At 33.1% G+C, this 7,973-nt stretch carries 9 protein-coding genes; 1 reads left to right on the top strand and 8 read right to left on the bottom strand.

The genetic code is table 11. The features are described from left to right. Window positions 1–195 precede the first annotated feature (195 nt). From ACU1LP_RS19040 to ACU1LP_RS19010, 7 genes are all read right to left on the bottom strand, one after another. The gene (locus ACU1LP_RS19040; RefSeq protein WP_445737070.1) at window positions 196–918 is read right to left on the bottom strand and encodes a hypothetical protein; all 723 of its coding nucleotides are present in this window, start codon (window positions 916–918) and stop codon (window positions 196–198) included. 729 nt (window positions 919–1,647) lie between these two features. Further along, entirely contained in the window at window positions 1,648–3,816 is a 2,169-nt protein-coding gene (locus ACU1LP_RS19035; RefSeq protein ID WP_445737069.1) for a TonB-dependent receptor, read from the bottom strand. A gap of 98 nt (window positions 3,817–3,914) precedes the next feature. After that, on the bottom strand, window positions 3,915–4,247 hold the full coding sequence (locus tag ACU1LP_RS19030; protein ID WP_445737068.1) for a hypothetical protein: 333 nt from the start codon (window positions 4,245–4,247) through the stop codon (window positions 3,915–3,917). After that, a complete protein-coding gene (locus ACU1LP_RS19025; RefSeq protein WP_445737067.1) occupies window positions 4,247–4,741 on the bottom strand; it encodes a DUF6787 family protein in 495 nt (164 codons plus the stop codon). Before ACU1LP_RS19025 ends, ACU1LP_RS19030 begins: the two co-directional genes overlap by 1 nt. 36 nt (window positions 4,742–4,777) lie before the next feature. Next, window positions 4,778–5,215 carry a DUF6146 family protein gene (locus ACU1LP_RS19020; protein WP_445737066.1) on the bottom strand — a complete coding sequence of 146 codons (438 nt, stop codon included), beginning with the start codon at window positions 5,213–5,215 and terminating at the stop codon, window positions 4,778–4,780. Between the two features lie 10 nt (window positions 5,216–5,225). Further along, complete coding sequence (locus ACU1LP_RS19015) at window positions 5,226–6,005, bottom strand: hypothetical protein (protein WP_445737065.1); 780 nt, start codon at window positions 6,003–6,005, stop codon at window positions 5,226–5,228. Window positions 6,006–6,225: 220 nt separating this feature from the next. Further along, window positions 6,226–6,864: a DUF937 domain-containing protein gene (locus tag ACU1LP_RS19010; protein WP_445732509.1), complete on the bottom strand. Its 639-nt coding sequence runs from the start codon at window positions 6,862–6,864 to the stop codon at window positions 6,226–6,228. Window positions 6,865–7,384: 520 nt separating this feature from the next. Here ACU1LP_RS19010 and ACU1LP_RS19005 point away from each other — a divergent pair. Then, window positions 7,385–7,708, top strand: a complete 324-nt coding sequence (locus tag ACU1LP_RS19005) for a helix-turn-helix domain-containing protein (protein ID WP_445737064.1) — start codon at window positions 7,385–7,387, stop codon at window positions 7,706–7,708. A 19-nt stretch (window positions 7,709–7,727) separates the two neighbouring features. Here ACU1LP_RS19005 and ACU1LP_RS19000 read toward each other — a convergent pair. Then, a partial coding sequence (locus ACU1LP_RS19000) for a transposase (RefSeq protein ID WP_445737063.1) occupies window positions 7,728–7,973 on the bottom strand: 246 nt, incomplete at its 5' end.

The following is a 7,973-nucleotide window of genomic DNA, read 5'->3' as shown; positions in this document are numbered from 1 at the left end:
TCCACCATCTTATCCACAGTTCACAATGGGTAAATGTTGCCGCCCATTGCTTGCTCGGCACACTATGAGCCGTTGCGGGTCTGGGCACGAACCATTAAAAGCACAAAACCCAGCAGGGAAATCCGCGAGGATTTTTCAGATGAGCGATGACCAAGCAATGGCTTATACACGGTGTTAGCAAACGTATTTTTGTTCTCAATATATCATTTCAAGTATAATTATTTTTCTAATTGTAGGACTATTTAAATCCACATTCCGTTCTAACATTACGCTTACGGTTAATTCAGGAGAAATAATTCCCATTGAATTTTTAATGTCGTAAAACTCTTCTAAAAAATCATTGTCCTTACTAACCGATTTTAAAGCCATAAGATAAGTGCCAATAAAATTAAATCGAGGTGTTTTTAGTTCAGATTTCACAATAGAATCAAAGTTGTCGTTAAGTTTAATTTCGCCACCACCTCTTGAATGTAAGAATTCGGTAGAGCCGTCAGGATTTATGTATTTAAATCTTGATTTTATATATGGGTAAGGAATGTTTAAAAATGATACGGAGTCGGATTCTATTTTGTCAAAAGAGCTATTCTTTAAAATCCAAACCGAATCTGGAAACTCATACATTTGCAGTCTTAATTCACTCGATTCGAACTTTTCAATTGCTTTTTCTGATATTCTTTTCCAGTTTTTAGTTTTGTCATCACGTAAATCAGTTAAAAACTGGCGATAGGCATTTTCAGTATTCAGATTCGGATATTGTCTTTTAAGAAAGTCATTTTCAAAATCAGACACAATAAAGTCTAAAGTAACAACATTTTCTTTGCCCAAAACTTTATCAAATTCCAATATATTTTCTTCGGTTTTTTTCTCCGCACAGCTTATGATTAAAGCAAGAAATATGAATGTTTTAAGGATTTTCATTTTTGGTCATATGTTTGCTAACGTGGTTGTGTATGGAAAGTTGCGGGTTTGTGTGCGAGGATTTTCCGCAGGAAAATCAGACGTAGCAAACACGCAACTGCCATTGTTTAAGCACTAAAGTAAGCAATTAATTATACACGGTGTTGCCCACAGTAGTTTTTTCAGAGTTTAATTATTCCGCTAAATTCCGTTTTTCCAGTTTTCAGCGTTTGAGTGAATTCGGTCATTTTTTTAATCCGCAGTATTTGTCAATTCCGTTTGAGTGAGCAATTCCGCAACTTGCTAAATTCCGCACACAGTTCGGTTTTGTTTTTCAATTCAGATTTCGAGTGGGATTTTTTGCATTAAATTCCGTTTTTCAGATTCCGATTCCGCAAACGAGCTAAAAAGTCCGACGTAATTTTGGAAATTCTGCAAATTATTTTTCTGTTTTCACTTTCTTAAAACTCAAAAAAAAAAATTCGGAAATTCAACTACGATTTTTCTCGTTCCGAGTGAGTTCCGCTATTGTGGGCAACTCGTTATATAGTAACTTTTATTACTCATATCCCGCAAATAGGTCAGGATATGATACCTTTTTTGTTACTGTTATCCTGTAAATATAATTAATTCTCCCTACATAAAACCATAAAAAAATCCCGACAGAAAACTGTCGAGATTTTTAATTTATATTATAAAGTATTGCCTAAAAAAATCGTTCCATTAAAATAATTTCAAAACAGCCAATTTTTACAAATTATAAGTCAATCCAATATTTATATTTCTGCCCATATTAAAAATACCATCAGGTTTTAACCGCGATAAATGATTGATATAGGTTTTATTGGTAAGATTTGTTCCCGATAGCGTAATGGTAGCTATATTTTTGAACAACTTAAAGTCGCCACCTAATCCTGTACTTAACAAACTATAGCCATTGGTACTGGTTTCAAAAGCACTGATGTTATCTTGGTTAAATGTGGTTCTCAGTTTTATAAATGCATACGCGTTTTTAAACCAAGGTTTTTCAAATTCAATCCTTAACGTATTGGTCAATGAATTGGCAGGGATTAGGGGTAGATACGAATCATTATCCTGTTTTCCGGTAACGGTTTCAAAACTACTTTCAATATGCAACCAATCCAAAGGATGTGGGTGAATGTGCAGCCCAATTTCACCGCCATATAATTTGGCATTTTCTTGGAGATAAGTAAATACAGGTTTATTATCTATAACAGTTCCTTCAGGCGAAAGAAAAATATAATTATTGATTTTGTTATAAAAACCGTTTACAAAAAATTCTACGTGTTCATTTTTAAACTCCAAGGCAACGTCAGTTTGGAAATTTTGCTCACTTTTTAAATTGTTGTTTCCAATTTCATAACGGTTGGTGCCTTCGTGAACACCATCAGATGTTAGTTCCGATAAATTGGGCGCCCTAAAACCTGTTGCTAAATTTACCCTGGCAGTTATCTTTTCAAAAATATTGGTTTTAACCCCTATTGCACTGTTAAAGCTGTTAAAATCTTTTTGCAACCCCGAATCAACATTTAAATTTCTATTATCGTATCGTATTCCAAGTTGTACATCGGCAGTTTCAAAATGGATGTGCGAGGTTGCTAAAACACCAAAATCATTCGTGGTTGCATCCGGTATCAATTGCTCTTCGCCATAATTGGTGTTCAATTGGTTCATACCTTGAACACCCACGATGGTTTCAAATTTCCCTAATTTGGGTAAGTTGTATTTTATATCATAATTGGCTGTTTTTAACTTCATATACAATACAGCTTGTAAAATATCATCTTCAAATTCTTTTCTATCGTTATAAATATAGCCTAGATTAACATCTAATCGAGAGTCATTAAAAAACACGGTTGATTTTGAACTGAACACATGATTTGCTATGTTTTGAAATGGGAATAGTGGTGTTTTGCTTGTGGATTGCTCACCAATTTCTTCTGGAATGCCTAATTTGGAATTGTTCACATTATAGCGAAACTCTGTTTTAAATGTATTTACTTGATACCCAATGCCAGCTTTAAAATCCTGTTCCCTAAACCGCGTGTTGGTAACTCTGTAATCATCGGTTTTATAATCGGCATGTTCCGTTAAGCTTCCCCTAAACAAAAATTTAAAATTGTCTTTGGATGCTTTATAACCTGCATTGGTGTTATACCCTTGCGTGTTGCTAAAATAATTACCGCTAAAGTCTGCTTTTCGGGTATTTGTTTCGGCAAATTTTTCGGGATTTATATATAAAACGCCACCAAGCGCATCGCTACCATAGAGCAAGGAAGCGGGGCCTTTTATAACTTCAACACTTTCAATGCCCGAGTCGCTGATGCCCAAACCATGTTCGTCGCCAAATTGCTGGTTTTCCAATCGCACACCTTGTGCGTAAACCAAAACACGATTGGAGCTTAATCCTCTAATAACGGGTTTTCCAATACTTAAACCTGTGGTAACACTTTCAACGCCAGCAATATTGGTAATGCCATCGGCTAGATTGACTGCCCCATTTGCTTTTAGGGTTTTTATGGATTGTTTTTCCACCTTCATAACGTTTTCGCTTTGAAGTTTATGGAACGGTGTAGATATAATAACGGCTTCCATTTCTATAGCTGTAGGGGATAAATCGATCGTGATGTTGGAAGTATTTGGAATGCTGATTTTCAATGATTTTGTTTCATAACCAATGAAGGAAACCAACATGGTATGGCTTCCTGAAGGTAAATTCTCTATGGTAAAAATGCCTTTTTCATTGGTGGAAGTGCCTTTTTCAATATCTGTAAAATAGATGTTTACAAAAGCTAAACCTTCTTTTGTATTGGCATCAAGAACGGTTCCTTTAATTGAATTTTGAGAATATAAAGTATTTATTATAAGAAATAGCAACATGCTACATAATAATTTCATGGTATAGATGTGTTTTTAATTTCCGTGGATACAGGAAATCTATTGATTTAGATGAGTTCAAGATTTAAAGCTGAAAAAGTTTCAGCAAATTCTAATTATTAAATGAAGGGAGGAGGTCCGCGAAGTGCTGTTTGTAAAGGTTGATGCCCACTTAAAAATTGATATTGCGAAACAATTTTAAGGGCTTTTTCTTTAGGGGAAAACAGATCAACATTAAAAAAAGCAATGGTGTAAGAATGGCTTAATTTGAATTTATAAAAGTCGCAATCGGCATTTATTTTGTGTAAATGGGTTGCCTTTTCCCCTTTGCAAATGTCGTGTTTATGGTGCGCAAAAATATGTGTGAATTTTACCCCGGTAGGAAGTAAAAGCGATACCGCTAAAAATAGCGTTACTGTTTTAAAAGCTATATGTTCCTTTAAGTTGTTCACTAATCTATAAAACGTTTAAAGCCCAATCTGCAAAGCATCTTTTTTTCAAAGTTCCAAAAAAACTGAAACTGTCCAAAAAGCCATCCAATTAAAACGAGCAATATCTGGTAAAAAACAAAGCCAATAATAATATATAAAACCCAATAAAGCAAAGGGTTTAAGTTTTCTTTAGTAATTCCGATCCATTTTATAATGGGCCTGCTTACAAATAGGGACGATGAACCAGTAACAGCAAATACAAGAAAAATGCTGATCATTTCCCATTTGTAATTTACTTGCCATTTTTTTTCCAATTTGTTAATAATAAAAAGCGTGGATTTTAATAGTAAAAAAAAGAAAACACCGCTTAAAAGGATATTAAAAGTACTATTTGTTTCTTTTAGAAATAGAAATGATAATTTATATGAAGAATACCCCAACACAACAATACCTAGGAAGGGAAATAGCAGTTGCCAATTCTGTTTTATATCCCAACGTTCTTTTAATTTTTCCACACTTTAATTTGAAGTGCAAAAATAGTTAAAAGAAAATTAAATTCTCGGGTCAAATCCAGCCAATCGTTGTTTGTAGGTAAGTTGGAAATAAATAAAGTAGTTATAAAGCTTGTAGTTAACCTCGTAGCCGTAATCTATATAGGGTTGATAATCAATTTGTAATTCATACAAATTTGGATCAAAAAGTTGTGGTTGAAGAACACGTTGGTTCCATTCAATAACATATTGATAATTTCTGCTTTCCAAAAATGGTTGAGAATAATAGCCTTCTGGTCTGGCTTGACTTACCAACCAATAGTTAAAACCTGGTTCAATAATGATTATTTCGTATTCCAGTTCATCATTGGCAATGCTTACGGTATCATTAAGTTTAAGGTTTTCCAGTTTTTCGTCTTTGGTTGAAGTTGTTCGCTTTGTTGTATTGCAACTAAAAACCAAGAGACCAATTAATAATATGGAGGTGATTGTTTTCATGATTCTTTTTTTATGATTTTATTACGATTTGATTCATTAATTTTTGAATAGTATCAATTTCTTTTTTATTGCTTTCAAATACATTTTCATCAAATGTTCCTTTAAACTTAGATAGTAATTCTGAGTATTCTTTTCTTTTCTTTTTATTTTTTTGAGATTTAACTTCTTCCTCAAGATTATGTATTAAGTATGATTTTATCTTTTCAACCCTCTTGGGTTCATTTTTAACAACATCAAAATATTTTATTAAATTTTCATTTGGAGTAAAATAAACCATTAATTGAGTAGGGATATTTTGAACAATCCTGAAAAAAACATTTTTTGAACTAGTTTTATTTAATAAATCACGGCATAATGCGGGTTTTTTTGAAAGAGGAATATGAATTTTATATATAGTATCATTAAGTTTTTCACCATCTCTTAAGTATGCTCCTGTTAAGAAGGATAATATGTCACTTTCTGTCTTAAATTTGGAATAATCCAAATGTTCACCATCAAAATATTTAGGAATTTCATCAGATAAGTATTTTGAAAATAGTTTGTTTTCTTCAATTTTTATATCAATTACAGAATCACTTTTAATTTCTCGATTAATATACTCAAGAGTTGGATTATCTGATGAATAAAACCAATCAATTGGATTGTTTTTAGTGTCTAAATCAGGTCCTGTGTTATAGATTGTATTGATTACCCCAAGTAAAAAATATTTTTTGTCTAATTTTATCTCATCTGATTGAGAGTAAGTATACAATGAATTGATTATGAATAATATTAAAAATATTTTTTTCATTTTCTTGAAGTGCTTTATTACAACAAACCTATAAAGTTCCTACCCATTATAAAACCCCAAATGAGTTAACCATCATTTCCATTGAGTAAAGATTACTTTTTAGAAGTTTTAGTTCAACTAAATTTACAAAAACCATTCCTTAAATGCTTGTTTTTGAATTGTTTTAACAAAAAAACGCCAAACTATATGTTTGACGTTTTTAGTATTTATTTAAAGGAAATTATTTTCTTCCAAAAATACCACCTAGTAACCCTCCAAGACCGCCTTTCTTTTTAGAACCTCCTAATACCATGCTCGCAACATCGTCAACAATACTGCCATCGCCATCGGCATCAAGAATGGATTCTAAAAAACTTTGTTCGTTTTTTGTAGAACTGCCACCCAGCAAACCACCCAGCAAACCTTCTAAACCACTTGGGTTATTTACATTTTGTTTTTTTGCCTGGTTACCTAAAACACCCATTAAAATAGGAGCGGCTACTTTTAATATTTGCGCCACCGAAGCTGCATCAAGACCAGATTTCTGGCTGATTGCATTTTCAACATGTTGTTGTTTGCCTCCTAAAACGTGACCAAGGATTTTATTACCGTCATCCAAAACATTGGAATCGACACCACCACTAAACAATCCATCAAGATTACCTAAAATGCTACCATTATGTTTGCTGTTTAAAGCGCCTAATAAGCCTTCTGCACCTTGTGGAGTAGCTGCATTTCGTTTCATAGCTGCCATTAATACGGGTAACGCCATTGTTAAAACATCCTGTGTTTTGTTTTGCGGCTGTTTGGTTTGACCAGCAACACCGCTAATAATTGTTTTTCCTAAGTCGCTGTTTAATAAGTCTAAAATTCCTGACATAATGATTATATATTTTTAATTAATATGAGGTTACTGGGTTTGAAAATTGAATGTACAAAAAAAGTCCCAACTATATGTTAGGACTCCTTTAAATCGTTTTGGTCACAATTTTTAATTTCTTATCTTCAGTACATGGCAAAAATATCTCATATAATTTAAAAAGCAATATCAACAACGCATAAAAAAAATTGCTGTTTTGGCTTAATCAAAAGTTGGCTTTGTGTTTGCTTGCTTCCGATTTTCCTGCGGAGAATCCTCGCACACAAACACGTAACTTTTTTTATACGAAACCGTTGGCAACAAGCTAAAAAAAACCGAACTACTTTAAAAAACCGTCTGAAAAACGCCACCGCGCAAACAGCACATTTATTTTTTCCCAACTCACAAGCCCAAGCTTAAAAAAATAAAAGAGCTGTTTCTTTCCACCGCAAAAAAAAGCGATAAACTTGACACAAAAATCGCAAATAATTATTACATTTTCTAAAAATAGGTCAAATCCTTTTTTGATAAAACTGTAAATATGGCAATTTTCGGACATTTCATTAAAACTGAAAGAGAAAAAAGAGAATGGACACAAACTGAATTTGGAGCAAAAATCGGAATTAATTCAAGTGCTATTAGTAGAATTGAAAACGGTACTCAAAAATTTAGCAAATCTAAACTCAAATCACTCGCTACTTTATTCGAATTAGAATTACAAAAAATAACGGATTTATTCTTCTCAGATAAATTTGCAAGGGAAGCATTTAAATACAAATGTTCGGACTCTGTTTTTTCAGTAGCTGAAGACACTGCCAATTATATAAAGAATACAAATGTCAAACAAGCTGTTTTGGATTTATGAAAACTAAACTAATGTTATGTTAATCATCAATTGACGGATAAAGTCTTTTCAATTTTATTCTTGAGTCTGCGGTGGTGAACTGCCAGTTTATCCTGCCCCCTTTGTTGTTCCTGCTGTCCTGCCAAGCATTTATCTCTCTTTTTATTTCATCCATTGTGGATATGTGCCTGTTTAGGCATTGGCCGTTCAGCACGTGCAGTTCTATCTCTGCCATGTTCAACCAGCTCCCATGTTTGGGCGTGAACACAAATTCAAACCTGTCCCA

It is taken from the genome of Mariniflexile sp. (genome assembly GCF_052728615.1).
This window is presented reverse-complemented; position numbering and strand designations above follow the sequence as displayed.

What these genes read in the sequence shown, in the direction of transcription:
- ACU1LP_RS19040 (WP_445737070.1), bottom strand. Translation starts at nt 918, where the DNA reads ATGAAAATCCTTAAAACATTCATATTTCTTGCTTTAATCATAAGCTGT.
- ACU1LP_RS19035 (WP_445737069.1), bottom strand. Translation starts at nt 3,816, where the DNA reads ATGAAATTATTATGTAGCATGTTGCTATTTCTTATAATAAATACTTTA.
- ACU1LP_RS19020 (WP_445737066.1), bottom strand. Translation starts at nt 5,215, where the DNA reads ATGAAAACAATCACCTCCATATTATTAATTGGTCTCTTGGTTTTTAGT.
- ACU1LP_RS19015 (WP_445737065.1), bottom strand. Translation starts at nt 6,005, where the DNA reads ATGAAAAAAATATTTTTAATATTATTCATAATCAATTCATTGTATACT.
- ACU1LP_RS19010 (WP_445732509.1), bottom strand. Translation starts at nt 6,864, where the DNA reads ATGTCAGGAATTTTAGACTTATTAAACAGCGACTTAGGAAAAACAATT.
- ACU1LP_RS19005 (WP_445737064.1), top strand. Translation starts at nt 7,385, where the DNA reads ATGGCAATTTTCGGACATTTCATTAAAACTGAAAGAGAAAAAAGAGAA.